The organism is Phytohabitans kaempferiae (assembly GCF_042433955.1).
GTDB lineage: Bacteria > Actinomycetota > Actinomycetes > Mycobacteriales > Micromonosporaceae > Phytohabitans > Phytohabitans kaempferiae.
The window spans coordinates 536,840-561,685 of the sequence record NZ_JBHLUH010000004.1 but is presented as its reverse complement, the minus strand read 5'-3'; the positions used below and the strand labels follow the sequence as shown (position 1 = coordinate 561,685).

Below are 24,846 nucleotides of genomic sequence, written 5' to 3'. Positions count from 1 at the left end.
CATGGCTGCTATTCATGGCTGCTATTGGCGCCACAAGCCGTCTTGAGAGCTTCGGAGTCAGGCTCTTGGCCCCGTCCACAATGGTCACCACAGACCGCCGCATTCTGCCGATTTGTCGGCTCACCGCAAGCCCGAAAGCAGGCACGACGCCCCGGTTGCTCGCCGCCGCGTGTCGCCGCCGGCCCCCGGGGCGCTACCTGACGGTAGGCATTAAAGCCCCGGAATCCTGGGCGCCCTCCCGCCAAGATCCCGACAACATCCCTGACTTTTGCTGCCTCCCGCTACGGGCGTAACAGCAAGTCCCCCGATTTTGTCGCCACGCGCCGCCACGGACGCTCGATCACGCCCTCCACCCCGACACCGAAACTCTCTAGACGACCTGTGGCGTCATAGCAGCCGTAACTCGTCTTGATCCAGGGGTTGTCCTGCACGGTGGGCGGACCGGGCCGCCGGTCCAACGAACTATCCCGACCGATCGCGGAGCTGAGGGAGCGTGCCGGCGATTGGGCGCGTTGGTGCGCCCAACTCGACAGGTCTCTTGAACATGGACCCGACCTGCCGCCCAGGGCGGCCACAGGCTGGTTGCGGACAACATCTTGTCGTGAGACTCAAGATCTACAGGATGGTGCCCGGGACCGAGGCCCGTCCGCGTTGGGCCAGGTCGGGATCGTGGGGGCGCGGAGGGTGAGGCTGCGGGAGCGGCGGCCAGGAGCGCGACGGGCATCGCGGCAGCTCCCTCTGTCACCGCCAGAATCGAACCGCGACGGAAGGCGCGAACCTTGACCGCGAAAGATCTAGCTTTGGTCAGCTCTCGCCCGGCGGGCTTTGCGGCGTGCTCGTTGTCGCGGCAGACGCCTGGGCCGTCGGGCTCGCGCTCGGCGGCGCCGGGCCTGGCCGATCGGGGCTTCATCGTTCGGCGTCGCTGGCGCGGTCCGGTTTGCCTCACGTTCGTGTCTGCCTTGGGCCCGTGCCCCCGGCCGGCCGTTGGCTGGGCGGGCCGTCGAGTGGTCCGGTTTCGGCAGGTCAGCGAGGGGTGGGATGGGCCTGTCGGCGGGCTCGGGTCACATGGGAGGGTGAGAGCGAGCGGTGTCAGCGCTCAGCAGGTGGCACCCGATACAAGCCGGCCATTGTGATCTTGCTCTTACCTTGTAGGTTGTACGCGATGCATGTGGCCTGTACGGCGGAGAGGAGGTGGCCGTGACCGAATGGGAGCCGGCCACCGAGGCCGAGGCCGCCATGCGCGACGCGCTGCGTGGCGGCGATCAGGAAGAGTACTTCCGGATCTTAGCCCGCACCGAGTTGCTGCTGCCGGTCTCCGCTGACTCGATCACCGGCCAGGCGCCGGTCGGTTGGGGCACCTGGACGACGAGCGGGCGCACGCACGTGCTCGCGTTCACGTCTGGCATCGCGCTCCAGGCGTGCCTGGCGGAAAACGCCGGCTCCGCCCGTCGCATGCCCTATCAGGACCTGGCCGCCGCATGGCCCAACCTCGAGTGGTGGCTCGCGGTCAACCCCGGTCTGCCGATCGAGGGATACCTGCCGGCGTGGTTCGTGACCCAGCTCTCCCGGGGCGACGTGCGGCTGCCCGGCCGTTCGATGGCCGCCCGCGCCCGCCTGGAGAGGGCGGAGTCGGCGGCCCGTGCCCGCGCGACGGCGGTCGTGCCCGGTCGCATCGCGCCGCCCGGCCTTGAGCCGACCAGCCCTGCCGCCGTGGCCGCGAGCCCGGCGGGAGCAAGCTTCGGCATGGGCGGTGCCCAGACGGCGTCGACTCAGAGCGCGCACACCGCACCTGGCCCTGGCGGCCTGACGACACCGGCCACAGATGGCTTCACCGGCGAGGGGCGGGGCGGTTTCGGCGGCGGCCTGACCACTCCCGGCGGCCTGACCACTCCTGGCGGCCTGACCACTCCCGGCGGCTTGAGCAGCCCAGGCGGCCCGAGCGGGCCGGGCGGCTTGAGCGCTTCCGGTGGCCCGGGCGGGCCTGGCCAGAGTGGACTCGGCGCAGGTGGTTCGTCGCCGGCGGGAGCCTCACCGGGCGGCGGGCTAAACGGGCCCACCGGTCTCGCCACCCCAGGTGGCACCTCCACGTCCGGCCAGCCGTCAGCTCCGCACGAGCCTGGCGGCCCCGGCTTCCCAGGTCCTGCCTCCACCGGTCGGGGCGGCTCCGGCTTCGCGGGCTCGACGGCGAGCGGCCCGGACGGCTCCGGCTTCCAGGGATCCGCGCCGACCAGTCCGGCTGGCTCCGGCTTCTCCGGCTCCCCGCCCGGGGCACCACCGGGCAGTGCGGTGTCGCACCTCGCGGCCACGCCACCGCCGGCCGTGCCCCAGCCTGACCAGGCGTTCGAGGGTTCGCGTACCAGCAGCGGGCTCCCTCGGCGCGTGCCCGACTCAGGCGCTGGCAGCGGTCTTTCGCCGCGCGTCGCCGACGGTGTGATCGGCCAGGGCGGGTTCGGCGGTGGGCTGCCGAAGCGCGTTCCGGATGAACCGGCTGGTTCTGGAGGTGCCAGCGGTGGGCTCCCGCGCCGCGTAGCCGGTTCGGGTCCGGCGATCCCGCTCGGCCCGATCGGCGCCAACCTCCCGCCCATCAACCCGCCGCCCACGCCACCGGTCAGCGCCTCGCCCACCAGCGCCCCGCCCAGCAACGAGACGGTCGCCGGTGCGGAGCCGGGCGCGGCCGTGCCTCGCCCCTGGGACACGCCGCCAGCTTCCCAGTCCTGGGAGTCCGCCGCCGCGTCCACCCCGTCGGCTGCGGGCGGGCAGGCCCCGCCGTCGGCCTCGGGGGCGCCGACGCAGCAGTGGGATCCGGCCATCACCGGCAATCCGACCCAGCCATGGGAGCCAACCGCCACCGGGATGCCGGCCCCAGACGCAGCGCCGGCTGTGAGCACCGCGCCCGCCCAGCCGCCCGCTAGCGCCACGCCGGCGTCCGCCGCAGGGGCCTCGGCCAGGGTCGCGCCGGCGTCGGCCGCGGGGGCGCTGGCCCAGCCCTGGGGAGCGGGAGCCCTTGCCCAGCCTCGGGAGTCCGCCGCTGCTGGCGCCCCGGCGCTCGCCCAGCCGTGGGGCGCCGCCGCCGCGCCGGAGGTGCCGGCCCAGCCCTGGCAGTCGCCGCAGCGACCTGAGCCGCCCCTGCCGGCCGCCCTGCCGCAGCCGCCGCCGATCGACTTCAAGGCGGCCAACGACGTCGAAAAGGCCCTGGCAGCCGCAGCCGCCGAGGGGAGCACCGACAACTTCCTCTCCACGCTGCTGCTGGCCAAGGTGCTGCTGCCGGTCTCACCGGTCTCGGCCGACGGCACGCGCCCAGGTGAGCCCGGCTTCGCCTGGCTGACCGAGACGATCGACGGCGAGCCGTACGTGGTGGTCTTCACCTCGATCGACCGCCTCCGCGACCACCTCGGCGAGACGATCGAGACCATCGACGTCAAGTTCATGCAGCTCATCAAGGCGTGGCCGGACGCGGCGTGGGCCTTCGCGGTCAATCCCAGCACTCCGGTCGGCGCCAAGCTGCCCGGCGCGCAGATCCTCGCGCTGGCCAACTGGGCCGCCGATGTCGGGCTGGGCGGCGACACCGAGGAGCTCGAGTCGGCCGCGCGCTCGGTGAAGAAGGCCGCGACCCCCGATCCGAGCCAGCCCACGCTGATGCAGAAGGCGGTCGCGCCCAGCCAGGTCGACTACTACCTGGAGCGCGGATACGACCGGGTATCCGGCTTCGTCCACCGCGCCAACGAGGTCGCCCACCTCGACACGCCCGTCAAGGTGTACGGGGCGTTGGGCCTGGGCTACGCGGGCTCGGCGTTCAAGCACGACGCCGACGAGATCTTCGTGCTGCGGTGGCCCGCCTACCGGCCCAGCCTCTACCGGATCCCGTACGGCGGGCAGAACGAGCCGGCCATGCGCGCGATGGAGGGCTGGGTCATCGAGCGGGCGCCGTTCCGGGGCAACGGTTTCGCGCCGAGCGAGAGCGGCGACGTGATCGCGGAGTTCAAAGTAGACAGTGCTCGGCTCCCGCACGGTGCCCAACTGTGGCGGATCACCGCCGACGGCACGGAGAAGCTGATCGCGCTCCTCGACGCCGACGCGCCCACCTGGCGAAAGGTCGGCGACGAATGATGCGCGACGGCTACGTGGCCCGCTGGCGGGGGCGGGAGTACGAAGCCAGCCCCGACGGCGACAACATGCGCCTGTACCAGCCGGGGCCGGGCGACGACTTCGAGCAGGTGCGGCCGGGGCGCTTCGTCCGCGTGCTCCCGGTGGCCGAGCTCGAAGACGTGGCCTACGTGCGTACGACCTGCACCTGGAAGGGCGAGCCGTTCATCGTGCTGGCCGAGCACGACACCTGGCTGCGCGTGGAGTACACGGGCGGGCGCTGGCCGGTGGCGCAGTCACTCGGCCTGGAGGAGTTCGACTTCGGGGTCTACCAGGGCTGGGCGCCCGCCAACGAGGTCACCGACCTGCGCGAGCACCGCGTCTAGAGCCCGCGCGGGGACGCCTGGGGCACCGCGTCCACAAAGCACACTCCGAGCATCGAGCTACGACTTGGCCCACCTCAGCACCTCGCCCAGCACCACCTCCGGCGCCTCCACATGCGGGAAGTGCCCGATCCCGTCGAGGACCCGCCACTCGTACGGCGCGATCACGTATCGCCCCGAGCCCTGTGCCGTACGCGGCAGGATCGCCTGGTCGAGCGCGCCGTGCAGTTGGAGTGTCGGCGTCACGAGCGGCTGCTGGAGCGCCTTGACGAAGCGGTATCCGTGCAGCCGCAACACCGACCGAAACGCCCACCGGTAAGCCTCCAGCGCGCAGAACGCCGCCTGCGGGATCTGCATCGCCTCCCGGCACCGGCGCTCGTAGTCGGCGTATCCCGCGCTGGCGACCCACGCCGGCCCCGCGCACCGGCGCAGGAACGTGCCGACCAGTGCGGCGTCGTCTTTGGTGAGCACATGCTCGTACCGCGGGATCTGGAACTTGAGGGTGATGGAGGAGGCGGAGAACTGCCCTCGCGGGTCGGCGAAGAGCGCGGCGCGCAGCCGCAGCGGGTGGGCGGCGCCGAGCACGACGAGGCGCCGCACCATCTTGGGGTGGAAGGCGGCCGCCGTCCAGCCGAGCATGCCGCCGAAACCGGTGCCGACGATCACCGCGGAGCGCTCGCCCAGCGCCCGGATCAGCCCGGTGATGTCGGCCGCCATGGTGTAGCCGTCGTAGCCGCGCGGCGGCTTGTCGCTCGCGCCGTACCCCCGCATGTCGACCGCGACGGCGCGGAAGCCCGCGTCGGCGACGCCCGGCAGCAGGTCGTGCCAGGCCCACCAGAATTCCGGAAAGCCGTGCAGGAAGAGCACCAGCGGGCCGGTGCCGACCTCGACGGCGTGGAAGCGCGTGCCGTTGGCCCCGACAAAACGGTGCGTCCAGGGCCCGTCCACCAGCACGCAAGAGTCGTCCATGGCGCCCAGCGTACGGTCAGACGACGCGAATGACCTGGACACGCTACTACCGTTCAGAGGGTGACCCTGCCTATCTCGGTGATCTCCGTGTCCGGCACACCGGCGGAGTGCGGCGCGGCGTACGGCGCCGCCGCGGCTCCCCTCATCGCCGCCAACGTGCGCCTCTACCTGCGACGATTCCACGATCAGGCGGGGCTGGACGCCACGGCTGTACGGGCCGCGGGCGCCGAGTTCCGCCGCGCCTCCACCGCCGTGCATCCCCGGGTCGCCGCGATGCTCGACGCGGTGGCCGAGGGCGCGGGGGCGGGCGTCGAGGAGTTGTACGCGCTCAACGGCCGCACCGAGCTGATCTACGGCCAGCGGCGCGACGGCGGCTGCACCTCGATCGGCGTACTCGACACGCACACCACCAGCGGCAACACGCTGCTCGGTCAGAACTGGGACTGGCATCCGGCCCAGCGCGAGGCGATGATCGTGCTCCAGACCCGCGACGAGCGGGGCTTCGAGGTGATCACGCTCGCCGAGGCGGGGATGCTGGCCAAGGCGGGGCTCAACTCGGCCGGGCTGGGCGTGTGTCTCAACATGCTCGGCAGCGACCGCGACGGGCCGGGCGAGGGCGTGGTGCCGTACCACGTGCTGCTCCGCGCGGTGCTGGAGGCAGACCACCTCGGCGGCGCGCTCCGCGTGGCCGCGCGCACGCCCCGTGGCGCGTCGCTCAACCTGCTGCTCGGCCAGGCCGGCGAGGCGGGCCGGTACGGCGGTGAGGTCATCGACGTCGAGGTGGTGCCGGGCGATCTCGGCGTGCTGCATCCGGTGGACGGGTTCATCACGCACGCCAACCACATCGAGACGCCGCTGCCGGTACACGATCGGCAGCGCGACTTCGGCGGTGCGTCGTTCTTCCGGGGCGCGCGGGCACGGCGGCTGCTCAGCGACCGGATCGCCGGGCGCAAGGCGGACGAAGACGACCTCGAGGCGGTCTTCCGCGACCACGGCGGCTATCCGATGGCGATCTGCCGGCACGTCGACGAGCGGGACGAGCCGCTGGAGCAGGCGGAGACGGTCTACTCCGTGCTGCTCGACCTGGACGAGCGGCGCTTCGGGCTGGCCGAGGGACCGCCGTGCGGCAACAAGTACGGATTTACCCGACTCGGGATATCGTGACCGCGCTCAGCGGCTCGCCCGGGCCGCAGTCGATCTTCAGGAGCAGCGGGGCGGTCCGCACGCGGATCGTGGTGCCGACCTCGAGCGAGATCCCCTCGGCGTTGTAGAGGGCGTACTGCTTGCCGTCGTCGGTCTCCAGCCCGTAGCAGGGGCCGGTGCCACCGCGCGTGACCCGGCCGACCAGCACGTCCTTGGGCGGGCGGGGATCACTCGGCGACTTCGGCGGTGCGGTGGGCGGGCTCGCCGTCGGGGGAGCGGACGAGCTCAGAGGAGGGGACGAACTCGACGGAGGCTCGCTCACGGTGCCTCCCTCTCCCGGACTGTCTGTGGGGCCCGCGCATCCGGCCAGCACGACCGCCGCCGCCAGCACCGCAAGTTTCCGCAAAGCCACTCTAATCAGACGAAGGGCAGGCCGGATCGGTTCCGGAAAGGCGGCGGGGCCCGGCCAAGCGCCGGGCCCCGCCAGTGGCATCAGGAGACGCGGATCTTCATCGCGGTGCCGTCGACCGACACCACGCGGATCTTCACGCCGACCGCGGGCAGCTTGACCCCGTGGTTCGGCAGCTCCTCGTACCAGTACTTCTTGGTGTCGTCGAACAGCGGCTGCGCGCCCTGACCACGGATGTACGACGGCTTGTCGTTCACGTGGAGCGTGAACGAGTCGGCCTTGGTGAGGCTGAACGGTGCGTCGTACACCTGGACCCGGGCCCGCCACGGCTGGCCGTCGATCCGGTAGAACGGGCGCGGGTGCGCATCGATGATCATGTTGCGCCCCTCGCCGGGGTGCTCGAACGTGTCGTTGTCGCTGTAGAACGTGTCCCAGTAGGAGACGAGCAGACCCTGCTGGTACGCGTAGTGGTCGACGTAGTCCGGCTTCGACGAGTACCCGAAGAAGTACGGACCGGTCTTGAGGTACTTGTCGTACGAGACGTACGAGCGGTGACCGGCGATGTAGTAGTTGTCGAAGTAGCGGGTCTCCGAGCCGGGGATGGCCGTGAAGCCCGCCGGCACGAACGGCCCGTCGCCCTCCGCGCCGTCGCTCAGCACGGCGGCGCCATCGGCGGTCACCGTGATCGCGTCAGCATAGAAGCCGCCCTCCGACACACCACCGTCGGTGACGTACCGGAACCGGAGCTGGATCGACTTGCCCGCGTATGCGTCCAGCGGCACCGACAGGTCGACCCACTGCGCCTCGGCGAAGCCGGTGCTCTCGCCGTCGATCGCCGGCCGGCCAGCGCTGTCGCTGCTGAAGTCGTGGCCGTCGACCGTGCCGCCGAGCGGCGTCCAGGCGCTGCCGTCCTCCGACGCCTCGATGTAGAGGTAGTCGTAGCCGGCCTCGATGCCGTAGCGCACCTTGGCGGTCAGCGCGGCCGCCGACTTGCCGGTGAGGTCGATCGGCGCGGTGAGCGAGTTGCGCAGATCGTCGGCGTTGCCGGAGAACCACTGCTTCTCGCCCTCGAAGGGCGCGCCGTTGTCGATGGTCCGCGCCCGTTGCGGGAGGACCACCACCACGGCCTGCGGCTTGGCGCTGTTGTACTCCTGCGGACCGAGGTTGATCGTCCGCTTCTGTCCGGCCACCACGATCTCGTAGTCGAGCCAGCCGAGCTGAAGCTTGTTCCACGCCCCGAGGTCGCCGGGACGGGTACCGATGCCCTGGTCGCCCTTGGCCGAGAGGCGGCTCTGCGCCATCAGCGTCCAGTGCTCGTTGTTGTTGTCGCCGCCGTTGAGCACGTTGTAGTCGTCCGGCAGGCCCAGGTCGTGCGCGTACTCGTGCACGAACACGCTCAGGCCACCGTTCTCCGGCTGCACGGTGTAGTCACCGATCCAGATGCCGGTGTCGCCGATCTGCGTACCGCCGAGCGGGTTCGTGGCCGGACCGGTGATGCCGGCCTGGTCGACGAAGGCGTACCAGCGGTGGCTCCAAATGGCGTCCTCGCCCTGCCACGGGTCGCCGTCCGCCTCGTCGCCGCCCGCGTGGACGATCTGGAAGTGGTCGATGTACCCGTCGGGCTCGTTGAAGTTGCCGTCGCCGTCGTGGTCGTACCGGTCCCACTGGTCGAAGGTCTTCAGCTCCGCCGCGATCTCGGCATCGGTGCGGCCGGCGGCCTTCTGGTCGGCGACCCACTGGTTGGCGGCGTCCTGCACGAGGTTCCACGGGTTGCGGCCGTCGCAGACATCGCAGACGTCGCGGCCGTACCGGGCCTCGTTGTAGCGCACCTTGACCCAGTCGGTGACGGTGCCATCGACGCTGTACCGACCCGAGGACTGCGCCTCGAAGTACGTCTTGACCGACTCCACGCCCTTGCCGGTGCCGAAGTACAGCTGCTCGTAGTGCTCGCGGTTGTAGTCCGCCTGCCACACCGTCGAGTTGTCAACCGCTCGGTTGGGCTCCGGGATCTCGTTGCGGAGCGGACCGTCGAAGCGCTGCGGTCCGGGGACGGACGGGTCGCTGTCGATGTCCGGGTAGTCCGGATGCCGCTCGTTGCCGAACTCGGCCAGGATCACGAAGAGCCGGTCCGTCTTCTCGCGGGAGAGCTCGACGTACTGGTCTTTCTTGCCGTTCTTGCCGCTCTTCTTGGCGAGGGGGCCGGTGCCGTCCGACTGGCCGACCTTGACAACGGTGCTGCCATTGCGCGACTCGGGCTTCGCCCGTCCACTGAGGACGTCGGTGAGGCCCTGCTCCCGCAGGTCACGCCGCTTGTCTTCGAGGGGGTTGGGTAGTTCGTCACGTCGAGGGGCTTCGCCCTTCGGCGCGGCCGCAGCGGGCGAATCTGCCGGCGGTGCCGCGAGTGCCGACGAGCCGAGCGAGACGCCCATGCCCGAGGCGAGCGACACGGTGAGCAGGCCCACCATGACTTTACGCACGAGTGGTACCTCCGGTTTGTAGGACGCCAAGACCGCCGCGAGGTTGGCGGCGGGCGACGTCCGTATGGCTGGCCCAAACGTTTGGGGCCAGAGTGAAACCTAAACAGTTGAGTGCGCGGTGGGAAGCCTTTCACGGTCGTCCATTTGATCAGCGCGCCCGTTATGTCACAAAAAGATGGGCGGGCCCGCACTGGGCCCGCCCATATTTCTTTGGTCCTATCGGCGTATTGATCTATCCGGTGTAGTCACGGCCGGCGCCGGCCGAACGGACGCTAGTCCTCGTCCTTGCCGCTCTTCATGCCGGACGCGATGAGGTCCATGACCGTCGAATCCTGGAGCGTGGTCACGTCGCCCAGCGACCGGTTCTCCGCGACGTCGCGAAGCAGCCGCCGCATGATTTTTCCGGAACGGGTCTTCGGCAGCTCCGCTACCAGCATGATCTGGCGCGGCTTGGCGATCGGGCCGAGCGTCTTCGCGACGTGGTTGCGCAGCTCGGCGATGAGTGCCTCGCCGGCGGCGCCCTCGCTGTCGACGTGGCCGCGCGGGATCGTGAAGGCCACGATCGCCTGCCCGGTCGTCGGGTCGGTCGCGCCCACTACCGCGGCCTCGGCCACGCTGGGGTGACTGACCAGCGCCGACTCCACCTCTGTGGTGGAGATGTTGTGGCCGGACACCAGCATCACGTCGTCGACCCGGCCGAGCAGCCAGAGGTGGCCGTCGTTGTCGCGCTTGGCGCCGTCGCCAGCGAAGTACATGCCCTCGAAGCGGGACCAGTACGTGTCGATGAACCGCTGGTCGTCGCCCCAGATCGTGCGGAGCATCGACGGCCACGGCTCGCGCAGCACCAGGTATCCGCCGCCGCCGTTGGGCACCGACTGCCCCTGGTCGTCGACCACGTCCGCGCTGATGCCGGGCAGCGGGGACATCGCCGAGCCCGGCTTCGCGGCGGTCACACCCGGCAGCGGCGAGATCATCACACCACCGGTCTCGGTCTGCCACCACGTGTCGACGACCGGGCAGGCGTCGCGGCCGATGTGCTTCCGGTACCACATCCACGCCTCGGGGTTGATCGGCTCGCCCACGCTGCCCAGGATCCGCAGCGAGGAGAGGTCGAACTTGGCGGGGATGTCGTCGCCCCACTTCATCATCGTGCGAATGAGCGTGGGCGCGGTGTAGATGATCGTGACCTTGTACTTCTCCACGATCTCCCAGAAGCGGCCCTTGTGCGGCGTGTCCGGCGTGCCCTCGTACATGATCTGCGTGGCGCCGTTGGAGAGTGGCCCGTAGACGATGTACGAGTGGCCGGTCACCCAGCCGATGTCGGCCGTGCACCAGTAGACGTCGGTGTCCGGCTTGAGGTCGAAGACCGCGTGGTGCGTGTAGCTCACCTGGGTCAGGTAGCCGCCGGTCGTGTGCAGGATGCCCTTGGGCTTCGCGGTCGTGCCCGAGGTGTAGAGGATGAAGAGCGGATGCTCGGCGTCGAACGGCTGGGCCACGTGCTCCGGGCTCGCCCGCTCGACCGTCTCGTGCCACCACAGGTCCTTGTCGCCCCAGGCCACCTCCTGGCCGGTGCGGCGGACCACCAGCACGTGCTCGATCGTCGGGCACAGGGCGACGGCATCGTCGACGATCGACTTGAGCCCCGAGGGCTTGCCCCGCCGGTAGCCGCCGTCGGCCGTGATCACGACCTTGGCGCTGGCGTCCTGGATACGGCCGGAGAGGGCGTCGACCGAGAAGCCGCCGAAGACCACGCTGTGTGTGGCGCCGATCCGGGCGCAGGCGAGCATCGCGACCGCCGCCTCCGGGATCATCGGCATGTAGATCGCGACCCGGTCACCGGCCGTCACGCCCAACGCGGTGAGGGCGTTGGCCGCCTGGCAGACCGAGCGGTGCAGCTCGGCGTACGTGATCGTGCGCGTGTCGCCCGGCTCGCCCTCCCAGTGGATGGCGACCTTGCTGCCCCGGCCCGCCTCGACGTGCCGGTCGAGGCAGTTGTACGCCACGTTGAGCTGCCCGCCGACGAACCACTTGGCGAATGGCGGCTTGGACCAGTCGAGCACGCTCTCCCAGGGGGTCGCCCAGGTCAGCCGCCGCGCCTGGGTCTCCCAGAAGCCGAGCCGGTCGGCGGCCGCCTCGTCGTAGGCCGCAGCGGTCACGTTGGCCTCCGCGGCCAGCGCCTCCGGTGGCGGAAACTGGCGGTTCTCCTGCAGCAGGTTCTCCAGGGTCTCGCTCATAACTCGGCTCCTCCTGCGGGGTCAGTGTCAATCTCTACTGTTCAGTGAGGTTAGTGCGGGCGCGGGCCAGCCACCGCCGCGCGGGTTGGACCGATCGCCGAGCGTGGCGATCGTTGCGGCGGCCGGGCGCGCCTGCGCATATCTTGCCGTTTCGAGCCTGTTACGAACAGTCCCGAGCAGGTTTCGCGCACCCCTGGTCACGCGGTTACGGTTGGCCACTATGGGTGATCCACTCGCACCGCTCCTCGACCTCGCCGACGTTCGTGCGGCGGTGGCGTCCGCGCGCGACCGGGCTGACGCCGCCATGCGACACCGCGCGCTGCGGCGCCAGGGCGGGCAGGTGGCGGCCGAGGTCAGCCTCAGGTCCGCGGTGGCCAGCGCCGCTCTTGAGGGGTACGCCCACGAGCGCGAAGCCGTCCGCGCGGGCACCGTGACCGATCCCGTCGTACAGGGGGCGCTGCGGGTCGCCGGCGCGCTGGGCGGCCTCGCCGAGCGGTGGTCGGGCGCGCCCCGGCAGGTGCTGGCCCGCGTACACGTGCTCGCCGCCCGCGAACTGGTGGACGAGGCTTCGCTGGGGCGCCCGACCGCGCCCGGCCCGCGGCTGGACGCGCTGATGCACCTGGTCAGCGGTGGTACCCAGGTGTCACCGCTGGTGCTCGCCGCCGTTGTACACGGTGAGCTGCTCGCCCTCCGACCCTTCGCCGGTCCGTCCGGCGTGGTGGCCCGGGCGGCGGCGCGGCTGACGCTGATCGCCAGCGGCTTCGACCCGCGCGGGCTGCTCGCCGTCGAGGTCGGGCACCTGGCCCGCGAGCCCGAGTACGTGGGCGCCGCCAACGCCTTCGCCACCGGTACGCCCGACGGCCTGCGCGCCTGGCTGCGCCACTACGCCCAAGCGGTCGAGGTGGCGGCCGAGGAGCTGGAGGAGGTCGCCGCCGCCACGGCGCCGGTCTCCTGAGGCTCCCTTGTGGACGCCCGCGGTGTGCGCGTCGCGCTCGCGGTCACGGGGGGTAGGGGTCGGTCGAGCCGAGGCGGAGCCCAGGCTGCGTCTGGTGCCGCCGCAGGCCGGCCATGCCCTTATGTAACAGGCCTTGGCCCGGACCGACTATCCCGATCGCCCTAAACGGAAGCTAGCCTTGGCGAGTGAGTTTTCGATGGCTGCGACCGTATACCCCCGGCCGAGGCCGCCGTTTGATCATGGTGTGGGAGCTGGCGGCGCTCGCCATCTTCGGCTGGAGCACGGTCGAGCTGTTCGAGCTGAGCGGTCTGGGTGTCCTGCTGCTCGGGCTCGGGCTGGCCGCGCTGTGGGCGGTGGGCTGCTGGCGGATCGCGCGGATGGGCGTCTATGTCAGCGCATACGGTGTGCGGGTGCGCGGGCTGATCCGCTCCCGCACGATCGCCTGGTGCGACGTCGAGCAGATCCGGCTCCACGAGGGGGCGCACCGCATCGGGCGGCTGGAGATCCCGAGCGGCATGACGGTGCTGATCGAGCGGGTCGGCGGTGCTGACGTGCCGACGTCGCTGTGGGCGCAGGGCGTCGACTTCCACAACCAGCCGGGCGCGTTTCGCGCGGTCTACCACGACCTGCGCGAGCGGCACGCGGCCGCGCTCCGACTCGCGCCGGCCTGATCCCGCAGCCCTCGCTCCTTACACGTGGACGGCGCCCCACTGATGAGGCGCCGTCACCACACGTCCGGCCGGGTTACCAAGCGTGCACCTACTAAGTCGTTGTCAGCGGTCCTCAAGGGTGCCGCCGCAACGCGCCTGCCGCGGCTGGTCGCGCGTGGGTGCCCGGTGGCCGTGCACGGAGCCCGACGAGCGGGGTCCGCACCTCTTGTTCTACGCCCGTCCGGCCTTGATCGCTAGCCTTTGCAAGATTGTGTGACGGTGAGTGACTACTGGTTCGTGCTCGCGGTACGCGTGCGGCGGTGGCGCCCGTACCAGGCGATGCCGATCGCGACCCCCACGCCAACACCGATCGCGGCCGCGGCCACCGGCACCGCGGGCCGCTCGCGCAGCCGCCGTCCCATCGGGATCGGGTGCCGAAACTCCAGCACCGGCCAGGCGTTTTCGGTGGCGAGGCGGCGCAGCGCGCGGTCGGGGTTGACAGCCGTGGGATGGCCGACGGTCTCCAGCAGCGGGGCGTCACTGATCGAGTCGGAGTACGCGAACGACTCGCCGAGGTCGTAGCCCCGCTCCTTGGCCATCTCGGTGACCGCGACCGCCTTGCTCGGGCCGGCCGCATAGAACTCGACCTGCCCGTTGTACCGCCCGTCTTCGATCGTCATCCGCGTGGCGATCACGTCGGTGATCCCCAGCAACTCGCCGATCGGCCGCACGATCTCCTCGCCCGACGCCGAGACCAGCACGATGTCGCGCCCGGCCGCCTGGTGCTCCTCGATGAGCGCGGCGGCCTCGGCGTAGACATACGGGTTGATCAGCTCGTGCAGCGTCTCGGTCACGATTTGGCGGACCTGGTCGACCTGCCAGCCCTTGCACAGCTCGGCCAGGTAGTCACGGGTGCGCGCCATGCTCTGCTCGTCGGTGCCGCCGCCCAGCCGGAACATGAGCTGCGCATACGCCGACTTGACCACGTCTCTGCGCGTGATCAGCCCGTCCCGGTAGAAAGGCCGGCCGAACGCCAATGCGCTCGACTTAGCGATCACCGTCTTGTCCAGGTCAAAAAAGGCGGCACTCCGGCCCACGACGCGCCAGTGTAGCGGGATGGCGTAAGGTCAGCGGGTGCCCGGGGTCACGGCCGTCGCGCCGCCGGCCTGCGGATCTGAGCCGCCGATCAGCGACACGGCGACCCGGATCACCGTATTGAGTCGGCGTGTCGTGATAGTTGCGGCAAACGCCACTCGACGCGCGCCGGTTCGCTCAGGCATGCTTGTTTACGACGCGGTTTCACGTCCCTACGCGACGTGTCCGTGAAGGCTCTCGGCGGTTGCACCCCCCGTGACCGCTGAGTGGGTTTCGGCTCGACCCCCCCGGAGCCGGACCCCAGACGACCCCCGCCTCCCCCCGGCGGGGGTCGTCCTCGTTGTGGAAGCGCTTTCGTCGCAGGTCAGAGCCCTGATCCGTCTGATGTGGATCTTTGGTGGGCCGGAAAGTCAGCGGATCGTCAGCGAGCGCGTCTCGGACCCGCTTGGCGTAGTCGTCGGGCGCGTGGGTGTAACGGTTGAGCGTCGTCGACGCCTGCTCGTGTCCCATGACCGCTTGGACGACGTTGACCGGCACGCCGTCAGTGATGAGCCAGGTCGCGTACGAGTGCCGCAGGCCGTGGAAGCGGAGGCCGCCCGCGGCCTTGCTGGCGACGTGAGCGACCGCCTCCCTGTGCGTCGTGAACTCGGCCGACCACTCGATCCCCTCGTCGTCTGGCCAGGTGGCGAGGTACTTGTGTGGGCCTTTCTCAGCGATCGTGCCCAGTAGGCCGGCCCGGACCAGAGAGGGGAGCCAGACGCGGCGCCGGAAGTTGGATCGGCGCATCGGGTGTCCTGTGCGATCGGCGAAGACGAGCGTGTGGTCTCGCTTGAGCTTGCCCAGCTCCTCGCTCAGGAACTCCGGGATGGGCACTGTGCGGACACCCGCGCGGCTCTTCGGGTACGGCCGGATGGCGATGCCACCGTGCGTCTCCACCGCGACCTGAGCCACCTTGAGCGCGCCTTGCTCCAGGTCGACGGCGGTCCAGGGGAGGCCGGCGCACTCGCCCCAGCGCAGGCCAGCCCCGGCCGCCGTGCAGACGATGGCCCGGTGAGCCGGCGGGACAGCCGGCAGGAGTTTGCCGAAGAACGCCTCCCGCGTGATCGTGGCGGGCTTGACGTCGCCGGCCCGGTTGCGAGGTACCTTGACGCCTTCCGCCGGGTTGACGGCGATCAGGCGGGCCTGCACAGCGGTCCTGAGAATCATCAGCATCAGACCGTGACACTTGGCGACGGTCGCCGGTGCCAGGTCCCGGCCGAGCCCACTCACCCACTCCTGCACCGCCATGAACTCGATCTTGGATAGCGGCCAGTCACGCCAGCGGGGCAGGACGTGGGTGCGCATCACGGAGAGTGTGCGCTCCGCCGTCCGCGCCTCGACCGACCGGGCCTCGATCCAGCGCGCCGCGAAGTCGCCGAACTTCACCTTGCCCGCGTGCGGGTCGACATAGGTACCACGGTTGACCGCACTCTCTACGTCGGCCAGGTAGGCGTTGGCCTCCTTCTTCGTGCGAAACGTTTTCGCCTTCTGCTTGCCGGTCGCGTCCCGCCAGTTCGCCCGGTAGGTGCCCGCCGGGGTCTTGTTGACGAAGCCCATGCCTGATCACCAGCCCTTTCGCGGGTCATCGGTACCGGTCGGTTGCCTCGGTGACTGCGTCGCTCCGTCCAGCCAGGCGTGGAAGCGGACGCGGGGGATGACCCAGCGCCGGCCGAGCCGTTCGGCGGGGATGTCGCCGGAGCGGACCAGGGCGTACGCCGAGCTGACCGAGATGGAGAGCAGCCGTGCCGCTTCCTTGACGGTGTAGACGGCGCGGGTCGTGGAGGTGTCGCCGCGCCGGGGGACGAGGGGGATGACGTTGGTCATTCGGTCCTTTCGCTGGTGGGTCATGCGCTCTGCTCCGCTCGCTCGTGGCTTGCTGTCGCAGTCGTGGCTTCTGTCATTGCCGAAAGGCGTTGCTTCGCTCTGTGCAGGTCTGCTCGCCATCGGATGCGTGCGGAGACGGCGCGCAGGATGCGGTGTTCGAGGGGCGGGATGTCGGGGTCGTCGGGCCGTGCCAGCTCGAAGCTGTACCGGCCCGCGTGCTCCTGGCCCTCGTCCTCGGTGTCGGCCAGGCCGCCGCTGAGGATGGCGCGGATCCACGCCCGGTTGTCCGCGCGATGGTCGGCGAGGGTCTTGCCCGACCATTGCCGTGAAACGAGCACACGCCGCCCGGTGAAGCCGAGGGTGGCCCGCTGGTGCACCTTGCCGGAACAGCGGCCGGGCGTCAGGCCAGCCTTGACGCCGTCCGGCTGGACGCCGTAGAGCAGCCAGTTAGCGCACGTCGGCGAGCACGGGAGGGTGGATAGCTCGGCGTGGAGCCGGTCGAAGTGTGCCCGCTGCGCGTCGGACTGCGGTGCGGCGTGCTCGGTCAGGTCCTTGGTGACGTACTTCGTCACGTAGCGGATCGCCCGTTCGGTGTCTTTGCCGCCGGCTTCGATGCCGCGTGCGTCGATGCGGCCGAGGCGGGCGACGTAGGCCGGTTCCGCGTCGGTCTCTTCCAGGTCGTCCAGCGCCTCGCCCCAAGGCCGTAGAGGCTGTTTGGTGCGTGGGTCGACGTAGGTGCCTTGGTCGGTGTCCCAGACCGGCGGCCGGTCCACTGTGTACTTCGGTCGGTCGAAGTTGGGCCACCACACTTGGTGGTAGGTCGCGGCCGCTACTTGCTTGAGCAGGCGTCGGGGTAAGGTGCCGCGGATCGCGAAGTGCGCGTGGGGTGCCAGCCGGCGTTGCAGCTCGACCGCGCCGGCGTATTGGACGTTCCATCCGGCCGCCCGGCGTAGGTTCTGCCACCAGCGGTCCAGGACGCGGGCGAAGTGGATGGCGTCGAGTGCGGCCCGCCGGTAGTCGTAGGTGTTGGGGTCGATGGGTGTGCCGAGCACGTCGTCTCGTTGGTTGTGCCGTTGCCCGCATTCGCAGGGCAGGAGGTAGGCGCCGCGTCGGATGTGTTGGTGTACCGGTCCGTGGGAGTCGAGAGTGAGAGTGACCAGCATCGAGGGCCGGTGTGTCTTGCCCGTCTTCCCCGCGTAGACCCGGCCCACGGTCCGGTTGTCGACCGGGAGGCGGGGCAGGTCCGGGGAGTCTTGCCGCCGTTTGGTGGAGCGTTTGCGGCGTGGCCGGTTGTCGTCGCGGTCGCGTGGGGTGAGGTGTCCGCGCAGGCTGGATTGCGCCAAGTGTTCGTCTATCTCCGTGATGGCGCCGTCGATGTCGGCGAGCTGCGCGGCCCGCTCGTCGGGCGTCATCGGTTCGTACATGAGCTGTTCGCGGGCGAATTCCAGGTGTGCCCGGTAGCGGATCAGCTCCAACACCTCGTCGGTAGGTCGGTCGGGTTGGATGGCGGGTTCGTCGGCCAGGTGCCAGCCTTCCCGGATCTGCTGGATGCGGAGGCGGCGGTTGCGTTCGGCGCAGGGCTTGCACTTGGCGGCCAGCCGCGCCCCGCATGGCACTTCCACGACTTCGGTGAGTCCGGTGTGTGTGTCGGTGCGCCGTAGGGCGAGGGGGCGGGTGCAGACGCCGTGTTGTTCGGCGAGCAGTCGCAGTGCGTCTTTGGCGAGTGGTTGGCGCATCCGGGCGGCGCGGGAGCCGGGTCGTGGGTCGACGGGGTGCGGGTCGGTCACTGGTCACCTCCGGCCGAGGTTCCGTTGCGAGAGGGGAAGCCGGTCACCGGCACGAGCGCCGTCCGGTTGTCGCGTTGGCGGATCTGGCGCAGCAGGTCTGATGCGGTGCTGTTGCCGACCCGTAGGGCGGCCCGTAGTTCGTCGCGAGTGATCGGCCGTCCGGTCGTGGTCTGGTGTTCGTTGGCGATCTGTCGTGCGGTTTGGATGAGGTCGACGGTGACGCCGTCCTGGTCGTCCTCGGTGTTGACCTGCACCGGTACGGGCTCGGGACGGTCGCCGTCCTGGTCCGTCCTGGCGGGCTCTGGTGTGGATGGTGGGGCTGGGACGGTGAGGACGAGTTTGGACAGGCCGAGGAACGCCAGCGCCGGCACGGCCGACAGCAGCCAGCCGGACAGGCCCGGTTTGGCGACCGCGAGTTGCGCCGCCAGGGACAGGCACACGGCAGCGACGAGCAGGAACATCGGGTAGCCGGTGCTGCCGCCGGTCCGACGCCGCCTTCGGATGGTCAGCAGCGCGGCGAGGGGGATGAGTTCGGAGATGGCGGCGTTGGCCCAGCCGAACCAGTCCCCGGTACCGGCGGGTGAGTTGTGCATGGTCCAGTCGTGGACGTGGGTGAACGACGCCGCCCCGGCCAGCCCGCCGACTACCAGGAGGATGAGGACCAGCACGACGCCCTCGATCCGCTCCGTCCTCATGCCGCACCTCCCGGCCGGGCGTAGTCGTGGACGAGGTGGGCGATGTCGTGGTCGGTGAGGTAGGAGAACCGCACCCGGACCGGCTCCCGGACCCCGTCCAGTGCCACGTAGCCGACGCCAGGGGTGGTTTCGGGGATTTGGTCGCACAACGCTCCGCGGTTGCGGGCGCCGTCGCCTAGGACCATGTCCACCTGTTCCTTCTCCGTCAGGCGCAGGCCGATGCGGGTAGGGAACAGGTCCCGGAACGGCAGCACCTCTTTGCGCGGGTCCTGCAAGGCGGCGATGACGTGGAGGCCGACCGCCCGCCCTTGGGACAGCAGCAGGCCGAGTGCTTCGCGGATGCGTTCCTTGACCTTCCGGTCCGTGATGTAGGCGGTGAGCGCGGCCAGCTCGTCCACGACGATCACGATCGTCGGATCACCGGGCGTGGCGATGTGTTGGCGGGTGATGCCGCGTAGTCGGGTGGCGCGTTGGCGCATGCGTTTGACGGCTTCTTCCAGGACGCCGGCCATGGTGTCGGGGTCTTCGTAGGCGAACCGGGCGAACAGCGGTTGTCCGGTGGCGAGTTCCATGCCGCCTTTGGGGTCGAAGACCCACAGCTCGACCAGCCCGGTCCGGATTCCGCCGGCGAGGGCTCGGATCAGCGACCAGATGACCGAGCCCTTGCCCGAGTTCGTCGCCCCCGCGATGAGCAGTTGTGTGCCGGTCAGCCGCAGCCGGTAGATCTCCCCGTCTTCACGGACCCCGAGAGGCAGGGCGGCGAAGTCCGGCATTCCTGCGATCGGTAGCGGCGCGACGAGGGCGGCGAGCGGGTCGCGTCGCAGGAACCGCAGCGTGACCCGGTCCGGTTTGCTGGTCGCGTAGGCGCGTCCGTCGCGGAGCCGGAACGTGTACGCCAGCCTCGGCGCAGCCGTCGCCCAGTCGTCGGGGACCTGGCCGGGCAACAGCCGCACGGTGACCTCGTCGCCGTAGCGGCTGGAGCGGACGCGGCCGAGGCGGGGGATGTACCGGTCGCCGTCGAAGACGGTCGCTAGGCCGCAGGTAGCCATCGCAGCCGCCCAGCGCCGCCGGTAGACCCACAGTCGCCGCCATCGGCCGACGATCGGATGCCAGCCGAACCGCAGCCACGACGCGGGATGCAGGCGCCACCAGGCCAGGCAGCCGCCGGTGATGACGAGGACCAGGCCGCCCAGGACCACCGTCCCGTGCTCGGCCCGTACCCATACCGCGAGCGCGGCCGGGACGGTCAGCCACCAGTACTGGACCGCCAGCACGACGAGGCGGGCCAGCCCTCGGACGGTCCAGACGATGAGTAGGAGCCAGCTGGGCAGCCGCCCCATCGGCATCCGGACGTTGAGCGGCGCGGTCGGGATCTTGTCCCCAGGTATGACGTTGATCAGCGGCATCAGCGGTCACCACCCGAGCCGTTACCGCTGGCCGGTAGCAGCGGGAGCTGTTCGGCCGCACTGGCCCGCCGTGCCTGCCGACGACGGACCGACGCTGACGCCCGGTCAGCAGGAAGCCGGTCCTTAGGTGGTGCGGGGACGTGGCCGGTCATGGTGGGCAGCCACTGTCCCCGGCCCAGCACCGCCCGGAGGTCGGTCGGGTCCGTGACGTGCGGCGTAATGACCGCCGGATCCAAATGCCGCAGCCGCACGACGGTCCGGGCCAGCGTCGCCGCTGCGGCGGCGATCTCCACCAGGGCGGCGACCCGGAGCACGTCGCCCGGGCAGCCCGTGTACAGCTCCCGCGCGGCCAGGATGCCCGGCGCCGCGAGCCGATGCACGGTCGTGATGCGACGTCGGGTCACAGCACCCACCACCCCGGCCGGGCGAGCGTGCGCCGGCAGGTCTTGCACGCCATGTGCTGCAGGTCGAACCGGCGGGGCTTGACCCAACGCCGGCAGTGCGGGCAACGGATCTCATCCACCAGCACCGGCCGCGACCGGCCGAATAGACGGGGAAGGCACCTCATGACCGGCCCTCCCGCAGTGCAGCAGCGCGCTGCCGGGCGATCCCGGCCAGCTCGACGGCTTCCGCCGACAGATGGCCATCGGTGGCGGCGATGCGCTGGAGCAGGTCGGCTTTGCGGTCGAACCAGTCGGCCCGCTCGCCGTCCGAGGCGGTCAGGCCGGGCATCGACCGCAGGAGCGCGGACAGGTCGGCGGCGAACGAGGTTCCGGTCATCACGACCACCCCTCGGCGTCGCTGACGAGTCGGAGCCGGTAGGCGGGGGCGGTGACGGTGGTGCAGGCGTCGCAGATGGTGGCGTGCGGTGGCATGGCGACCAGGTCGTCGCAGATCTCGCAGTGCCGCCACACCTCCCCACGACCCGTCGACGGCCGAAGCAGGTGGATTACGGTGGGCACCACGGCCCTCCCTTCCAAACGAGGGGAACAGGGTTGGGAGCGGGGCGGGCCGGCTTCTTGGCGGAGGAAGACCCGCCCCGCGAACAGTCCTTGCGATCAAGCAACCGGAGCCGACATGGCAGCCGGCAGCACGGCGGTAGCGCGTAGCGAGTACGCCATCCGCGCCTTACAGCCGCCGGTTGACTTGCACCGCTGGGAGTCCACATAGGGCGTCAACGTCAGCCCGTCGAACGCGACCGCAGGCGGATAGCCCGGCACCGTGGACGTGGGCAGCACCGGACGATGCGGCGCGATCACCTTGACCTTGACCTCGGTCGAGCGGCCGAACCGGCCCGCCTCCGGGTCCAGATCCATGACGCGGACGACCCAGACCCGCTCACCGGAGTCCTTGTCCCGCGCCTGATCGTCCGCCTGACCACGCCGGTCGAAGTCCAACTGCGCGTCCACGCCGAGGCCGAGCGCGCCGTGCGGGAAGACGTAGTCGAACGGGACCGGGACCTTCAACGACAGGGGAACCACTCGCTTCTCCTCACATGCAACCAAGACACAACCTGTTGTGCTTACAAGCTAGCTCGGCTTGTAAACACAGGCGAGGAGAAGATAGACAAACTTCAGATAGCGCAAACCGTCAATGCCCGACCGCAGGTCAGGGCAACGGGTAGGTGTCCTCGATCTCGTGCCGCGAACCGGGCATGACGATCTGCGAGGCCAGAATCGGCTCCCCAGAGGCTTGATGCAGGGTCACCGTCACCAACAGGACAGCCTCACCCGCCTCCACCGCCAGGACTTCGGCCTCCTCGGCGGTGACGGTGCGGGCGGTCAGATGCTCGGTGGCGTAGTCCGCCCGCAACTGCTTGAGCCGTCCGATGTGCTCGGTCAACGTCCCCGCGATCGGCTCCGGCTTCGTGACCGCCGTACCCACCGCGACCTCCACCGGGACGAACGTGCAGACCAGGTCGACCGGCCCGAACTCAGATACCGTCCGGCGCCGCCGCTCGTACACCGGCGTGCCCTCCGGGATCGCCAGCGCCGCCGCGATCCGCGCCGACGCCAGCACGGGGCCGACGTGCAGGATTTCCACCTGTGCCGTCTCGTCCAACTCCATCGCATCCTGCGCATACTGCGGCGCACCCCGGCCCGCCGGTGGGCGGCCGCGGACGAACGAGCCCTTGCCTTGCTGGGACTCGATCCACCCGTCCTGCTTCAAGATGCCGAGGGCTTTGAGGACGGTGGGGCGGGAGACGCCGAACTCGGTACACAGTTGCGACTCCGATGGCAGCGCCGCCCCCGGCTGGTAGGCGCCGGACTCGATCCGCTCCCGTAGCGTGTTCAACACCCGCAGGTACTTCGGCGTTGGCACCTCATAGCCGGCCACAGGCCACCACCCAGCAACATCAGTGATCACATGTCAACACAGGAGCGTAGTGCCTGTGAGCATGAGCCAACAAGACTGGGTCCACCCCGGACACGAGTCTGCCGCCGCCACGAACAGCCGTGACAGCGGCAGAAGACGTCAGGGGAGACCTACGTACCGGGTTCGGACGAGGGCGGGGGCGTGGCGTACCGGACACCGGCCTCGAACGCCTGATACTGACCGATCAGCGTCTGTGCCAGGTCCTCACACTGCTCAGCGGTGATCGTGATCGCGTGCCGGTCCGCGTAAGCGGCGACCGCTTGCGCGGCTGCGGTGACTGCGGCCCTGGTGGCGTCAGAATCGAACGGAATCGTCACCATCAGAGCGTCACCGCCTCAGCCTCGACCGACACCCGCCCGGAGACGCCGCGTAGTTGATCGACCACCTCGCCCACCAGCGCCAACGACTCGCCCGGGCCGAACGCGGCCTCCTTCAACTTGTCAAACACCTCGCTGTAGCGGACGGCGGCGTCAGCCTCGATCACGGCACGCCCGGTCAACTGGTCCAGCAACGCCACCGGCGGATACGGCGCAGGCATCCGGCACACCGTGAACCCACCATCCACACCGTGATGCAACCCAGCCTTCGTCGGCAACACCAGCACCGTCACATGCGGCCGATCGACCGCGCGGAACAGGTACTCCCACTGCGCCAACGTCACCGCGTCACCAGCGATCCGCCGGGACAGAACCGCCTCCTCCAAGATCACCGTCAGCCGGATCGGCGGCCGGTCGTCCAACACCTGCTGCCGCTCGACCATCTGACGAACCAGCGCCTCCACCTTCATCATCGCCATCTGCGGCTCCCGGAACCGGATCAACGCCTCCGCGTAATCCCGCGACCGCAGCAACGGCGGCACCAACACCGGCGCGTACACGCACAACTCCTCGGCCTTGGCCTGGATCCACCAGTGATCCATGACCGGCAGTTCGTTGATCCCCGCCGAATCGCTGTCCCTGACCCCGGCCACCTCCCAGGCACACACCCGCCACGCGTTACGCGCCAACGCCAACAACTCCTCACGCTGACGCTCCTCGAACACCCCATACACATCCAGCAGCGCCGTCACGTGATCGGCGCGGAACGGCCACTCCGCCCGCTCATACCTAGCGAGCGTGGAGAACTCCACGCCGAGGTAGGCGGCGATGTACTTCAACGTCAACCCACGCTCCTCACGCAGACGACGCATCCGCTCACCCAAATACCGAGCACGAACCGAATGCTGAAACTGCTCACGCTTCGTCGGCACCAAAAAACCTCCTGCATCAGGGCCAGGCACGCCAAGGCGCCCCCGGACCTCGACCAACACGGGGAAGACGCCGGAGCGGGCGGGGCAACATCGCGGCAACCAGAAACCCAACGCCCCCGGCCCACCGATTCACGCCCGCCCCGACGCCGGCATCACGAACCCACCGACACCCGACCGGAACCCGAGCAGTCCACACACGACCGCCGCGACACCACCCGACCACCACACGACAACGCCAACGCCCGCAACTCGGTGCGGTGGGTCACGAACTTCCAGCCGCGCCCGCGACACGAAACGCAGGACGTCTGAGCGCTTGCGTCCGCCGTACTCATTGGTGGTCTCGCCTCCTGGTCTGCGCTCCCACATCGTCAACAGCGGCAGCCATTGACTTGGGTCGTGTGGGATTTCGTCGTGCTACGCATCGTGAAGGCTTTGGTGGCGCCAACCCCGTACCGAAAAATGACCCGCACAAAAGTGCGGGTCAGCGCCAGCAGAAATGTGCGGGAGGAGCGCGGTTAGCGCGGCAGGAGGCGCTTGAGCTGCGCGATCACCCAGGCGGGCTGGAACCGCGCCACAACATCACCGCCGGTACCTGACATTACCGCCTCGACGTCAGGATGCCCGGTGCGAATGTCGACCAGCGCCACACCGGCATTGCGGAACACCGCGAGGCTTCCCGCCCAGGCGGGATGCCCCCAGAGCTTGTTGTTGACCATCGGCACCAGCACAGTCGGTATGCCGGTCCCCATCGCCTCGCAGAGCACCGCGAGCGCGTACGTGTCCGAAGCGCCGACCGCCGCCTTGTTGACCGTGTTGAAGGTGGCCGGGCAAACGACCACTGCCGCCGGCGGACCACCACGCTTCGCCTGCTCTGGCGAACGAAAGTCGAACCGCGGCGCATCACCCGTCAGCCGCGCCACTGCCTCGACGTCCAGCCAAGCGGACGCCGAAGGCGTGCCCACCACCGTGGGCCGCCATCCATCCGCCAGCAGTGCCCCGACCAAATCTGGGGTCCTTGTCGTCAGTGGTGCGCCACACACGACCAGCGTGATATCCGTATCGCCCATCCCAG

At 69.9% G+C, this 24,846-nt stretch carries 23 protein-coding genes; 5 read left to right on the top strand and 18 right to left on the bottom strand.

Going from position 1 to position 24,846, the window contains the following annotated elements; translation table 11 throughout:
• The first annotated feature begins 1,197 nt into the window (after positions 1 to 1,197).
• On the top strand, positions 1,198 to 4,107 hold the full coding sequence (locus ACFFIA_RS03795) for an SseB family protein (RefSeq protein ID WP_377245265.1): 2,910 nt from the start codon (positions 1,198 to 1,200) through the stop codon (positions 4,105 to 4,107).
• Positions 4,104 to 4,469, top strand: coding sequence for a UCP033725 family protein (locus tag ACFFIA_RS03790; protein WP_377245262.1), 366 nt, complete (start codon positions 4,104 to 4,106; stop codon positions 4,467 to 4,469). Before ACFFIA_RS03795 ends, ACFFIA_RS03790 begins: the two co-directional genes overlap by 4 nt.
• A gap of 57 nt (positions 4,470 to 4,526) precedes the next feature.
• Here ACFFIA_RS03790 and ACFFIA_RS03785 read toward each other — a convergent pair whose 3' ends face one another.
• Positions 4,527 to 5,435, bottom strand: coding sequence for an alpha/beta fold hydrolase (locus tag ACFFIA_RS03785; RefSeq protein ID WP_377245259.1), 909 nt, complete (start codon positions 5,433 to 5,435; stop codon positions 4,527 to 4,529).
• A gap of 60 nt (positions 5,436 to 5,495) precedes the next feature.
• On the opposite strand from ACFFIA_RS03785, the gene ACFFIA_RS03780 reads away from it, so the two are divergent.
• Complete coding sequence (locus tag ACFFIA_RS03780; protein WP_377245256.1) at positions 5,496 to 6,599, top strand: C45 family autoproteolytic acyltransferase/hydrolase; 1,104 nt, start codon at positions 5,496 to 5,498, stop codon at positions 6,597 to 6,599.
• Here ACFFIA_RS03780 and ACFFIA_RS03775 read toward each other — a convergent pair.
• From ACFFIA_RS03775 to acs, 3 genes are all read right to left on the bottom strand, one after another.
• The gene (locus ACFFIA_RS03775; RefSeq protein ID WP_377245253.1) at positions 6,577 to 6,900 is read right to left on the bottom strand and encodes a hypothetical protein; all 324 of its coding nucleotides are present in this window, start codon (positions 6,898 to 6,900) and stop codon (positions 6,577 to 6,579) included. The genes ACFFIA_RS03780 and ACFFIA_RS03775 overlap by 23 nt on opposite strands.
• 170 nt (positions 6,901 to 7,070) lie before the next feature.
• A complete protein-coding gene (locus tag ACFFIA_RS03770) occupies positions 7,071 to 9,449 on the bottom strand; it encodes an immune inhibitor A domain-containing protein (RefSeq protein ID WP_377245714.1) in 2,379 nt (792 codons plus the stop codon).
• Between the two features lie 287 nt (positions 9,450 to 9,736).
• Complete coding sequence (gene acs / locus ACFFIA_RS03765) at positions 9,737 to 11,698, bottom strand: acetate--CoA ligase (RefSeq protein ID WP_377245250.1); 1,962 nt, start codon at positions 11,696 to 11,698, stop codon at positions 9,737 to 9,739.
• 220 nt (positions 11,699 to 11,918) lie between these two features.
• Here acs and ACFFIA_RS03760 point away from each other — a divergent pair, with 220 nt between their 5' ends.
• Positions 11,919 to 12,653 carry a Fic family protein gene (locus ACFFIA_RS03760; protein WP_377245247.1) on the top strand — a complete coding sequence of 245 codons (735 nt, stop codon included), beginning with the start codon at positions 11,919 to 11,921 and terminating at the stop codon, positions 12,651 to 12,653.
• Between the two features lie 239 nt (positions 12,654 to 12,892).
• On the top strand, positions 12,893 to 13,324 hold the full coding sequence (locus ACFFIA_RS03755) for a PH domain-containing protein (protein WP_377245244.1): 432 nt from the start codon (positions 12,893 to 12,895) through the stop codon (positions 13,322 to 13,324).
• Between the two features lie 266 nt (positions 13,325 to 13,590).
• On the opposite strand, the gene ACFFIA_RS03750 is transcribed toward ACFFIA_RS03755, so the two are convergent.
• From ACFFIA_RS03750 to ACFFIA_RS03685, 14 genes are all read right to left on the bottom strand, one after another.
• On the bottom strand, positions 13,591 to 14,400 hold the full coding sequence (locus ACFFIA_RS03750; RefSeq protein WP_377245241.1) for an HAD family hydrolase: 810 nt from the start codon (positions 14,398 to 14,400) through the stop codon (positions 13,591 to 13,593).
• Between the two features lie 202 nt (positions 14,401 to 14,602).
• Positions 14,603 to 15,994 carry a site-specific integrase gene (locus ACFFIA_RS03745; RefSeq protein WP_377245238.1) on the bottom strand — a complete coding sequence of 464 codons (1,392 nt, stop codon included), beginning with the start codon at positions 15,992 to 15,994 and terminating at the stop codon, positions 14,603 to 14,605.
• A 6-nt stretch (positions 15,995 to 16,000) separates the two neighbouring features.
• Positions 16,001 to 16,285: a helix-turn-helix domain-containing protein gene (locus ACFFIA_RS03740; protein WP_377245235.1), complete on the bottom strand. Its 285-nt coding sequence runs from the start codon at positions 16,283 to 16,285 to the stop codon at positions 16,001 to 16,003.
• Positions 16,282 to 17,997, bottom strand: coding sequence for a replication initiator (locus tag ACFFIA_RS03735; RefSeq protein WP_377245711.1), 1,716 nt, complete (start codon positions 17,995 to 17,997; stop codon positions 16,282 to 16,284). The genes ACFFIA_RS03740 and ACFFIA_RS03735 overlap by 4 nt, the downstream gene beginning before the upstream one ends.
• Positions 17,998 to 18,044: 47 nt before the next feature.
• Positions 18,045 to 18,743 (bottom strand): DUF2637 domain-containing protein, encoded by a 699-nt coding sequence (locus tag ACFFIA_RS03730; RefSeq protein ID WP_377245232.1) that lies wholly within the window; start codon positions 18,741 to 18,743, stop codon positions 18,045 to 18,047.
• A complete protein-coding gene (locus ACFFIA_RS03725; RefSeq protein ID WP_377245229.1) occupies positions 18,740 to 20,149 on the bottom strand; it encodes an FtsK/SpoIIIE domain-containing protein in 1,410 nt (469 codons plus the stop codon). The genes ACFFIA_RS03730 and ACFFIA_RS03725 overlap by 4 nt, the downstream gene beginning before the upstream one ends.
• Complete coding sequence (locus ACFFIA_RS03720; protein ID WP_377245226.1) at positions 20,149 to 20,553, bottom strand: hypothetical protein; 405 nt, start codon at positions 20,551 to 20,553, stop codon at positions 20,149 to 20,151. Before ACFFIA_RS03720 ends, ACFFIA_RS03725 begins: the two co-directional genes overlap by 1 nt.
• Positions 20,554 to 20,713: 160 nt before the next feature.
• The gene (locus ACFFIA_RS03715; RefSeq protein ID WP_377245223.1) at positions 20,714 to 20,929 is read right to left on the bottom strand and encodes an AMED_5909 family protein; all 216 of its coding nucleotides are present in this window, start codon (positions 20,927 to 20,929) and stop codon (positions 20,714 to 20,716) included.
• Positions 20,929 to 21,111, bottom strand: coding sequence for a hypothetical protein (locus ACFFIA_RS03710; RefSeq protein ID WP_377245220.1), 183 nt, complete (start codon positions 21,109 to 21,111; stop codon positions 20,929 to 20,931). Before ACFFIA_RS03710 ends, ACFFIA_RS03715 begins: the two co-directional genes overlap by 1 nt.
• Before the next feature lie 96 nt (positions 21,112 to 21,207).
• Positions 21,208 to 21,630 (bottom strand): hypothetical protein, encoded by a 423-nt coding sequence (locus tag ACFFIA_RS03705; protein ID WP_377245217.1) that lies wholly within the window; start codon positions 21,628 to 21,630, stop codon positions 21,208 to 21,210.
• A gap of 127 nt (positions 21,631 to 21,757) precedes the next feature.
• The gene (locus ACFFIA_RS03700) at positions 21,758 to 22,486 is read right to left on the bottom strand and encodes a GntR family transcriptional regulator (RefSeq protein WP_377245214.1); all 729 of its coding nucleotides are present in this window, start codon (positions 22,484 to 22,486) and stop codon (positions 21,758 to 21,760) included.
• A gap of 149 nt (positions 22,487 to 22,635) precedes the next feature.
• On the bottom strand, positions 22,636 to 22,845 hold the full coding sequence (locus ACFFIA_RS03695; protein WP_377245211.1) for a hypothetical protein: 210 nt from the start codon (positions 22,843 to 22,845) through the stop codon (positions 22,636 to 22,638).
• Positions 22,845 to 23,774, bottom strand: coding sequence for a helix-turn-helix domain-containing protein (locus ACFFIA_RS03690; protein WP_377245208.1), 930 nt, complete (start codon positions 23,772 to 23,774; stop codon positions 22,845 to 22,847). The genes ACFFIA_RS03695 and ACFFIA_RS03690 overlap by 1 nt, the downstream gene beginning before the upstream one ends.
• A gap of 515 nt (positions 23,775 to 24,289) precedes the next feature.
• A complete protein-coding gene (locus ACFFIA_RS03685; RefSeq protein WP_377245205.1) occupies positions 24,290 to 24,841 on the bottom strand; it encodes a flavoprotein in 552 nt (183 codons plus the stop codon).
• Between the last annotated feature and the right edge of the window lie 5 nt (positions 24,842 to 24,846).

Excerpts from the sequence above, each read along its gene's own strand:
- ACFFIA_RS03790 (WP_377245262.1), top strand. The coding sequence starts at position 4,104 with ATGATGCGCGACGGCTACGTGGCCCGCTGGCGGGGGCGGGAGTACGAA.
- ACFFIA_RS03715 (WP_377245223.1), bottom strand. The coding sequence starts at position 20,929 with ATGACCGGAACCTCGTTCGCCGCCGACCTGTCCGCGCTCCTGCGGTCG.
- ACFFIA_RS03755 (WP_377245244.1), top strand. The coding sequence starts at position 12,893 with ATGGTGTGGGAGCTGGCGGCGCTCGCCATCTTCGGCTGGAGCACGGTC.
- ACFFIA_RS03695 (WP_377245211.1), bottom strand. The coding sequence starts at position 22,845 with ATGGTGACGATTCCGTTCGATTCTGACGCCACCAGGGCCGCAGTCACC.
- ACFFIA_RS03735 (WP_377245711.1), bottom strand. The coding sequence starts at position 17,997 with ATGCGCCAACCACTCGCCAAAGACGCACTGCGACTGCTCGCCGAACAA.
- ACFFIA_RS03745 (WP_377245238.1), bottom strand. The coding sequence starts at position 15,994 with ATGGGCTTCGTCAACAAGACCCCGGCGGGCACCTACCGGGCGAACTGG.
- ACFFIA_RS03740 (WP_377245235.1), bottom strand. The coding sequence starts at position 16,285 with ATGACCCACCAGCGAAAGGACCGAATGACCAACGTCATCCCCCTCGTC.
- ACFFIA_RS03760 (WP_377245247.1), top strand. The coding sequence starts at position 11,919 with ATGGGTGATCCACTCGCACCGCTCCTCGACCTCGCCGACGTTCGTGCG.
- ACFFIA_RS03685 (WP_377245205.1), bottom strand. The coding sequence starts at position 24,841 with ATGGGCGATACGGATATCACGCTGGTCGTGTGTGGCGCACCACTGACG.
- ACFFIA_RS03730 (WP_377245232.1), bottom strand. The coding sequence starts at position 18,743 with ATGAGGACGGAGCGGATCGAGGGCGTCGTGCTGGTCCTCATCCTCCTG.
- acs (WP_377245250.1), bottom strand. The coding sequence starts at position 11,698 with ATGAGCGAGACCCTGGAGAACCTGCTGCAGGAGAACCGCCAGTTTCCG.
- ACFFIA_RS03785 (WP_377245259.1), bottom strand. The coding sequence starts at position 5,435 with ATGGACGACTCTTGCGTGCTGGTGGACGGGCCCTGGACGCACCGTTTT.
- ACFFIA_RS03725 (WP_377245229.1), bottom strand. The coding sequence starts at position 20,149 with ATGCCGCTGATCAACGTCATACCTGGGGACAAGATCCCGACCGCGCCG.